Below are 253 nucleotides of genomic sequence, written 5' to 3' on the forward strand. Positions count from 1 at the left end.
ATTTGCAGAGTTAGCATCAATTCCAGCATATTTTTTGTAGGAATCTTTTATGTGCAATACTTTGGTTATTAAGTAGCCATTAGGACCCGTAATGTATCTTCCATGCTCCATATATATCTTTGGAGGTTTTAATCCATTTTCTAATAAAATATTCTCATACAAACTTTTTATTTGTTGTGAAACATAATATATATCAAGTTCCTTCTCTTCAGGTTTATAAGGTATACCAAAACCACCGCCGAGATTTATGAAT

At 30.8% G+C, this 253-nt stretch carries 1 pseudogene; it reads right to left on the minus strand.

Going from position 1 to position 253, the window contains the following annotated elements:
• Positions 1–253: pseudogene (locus AD60_RS09965) on the minus strand (diaminopimelate decarboxylase); the annotation flags it as partial.

The organism is Petrotoga sp. SL27, from assembly GCF_002924605.1.
GTDB lineage: Bacteria > Thermotogota > Thermotogae > Petrotogales > Petrotogaceae > Petrotoga > Petrotoga sibirica.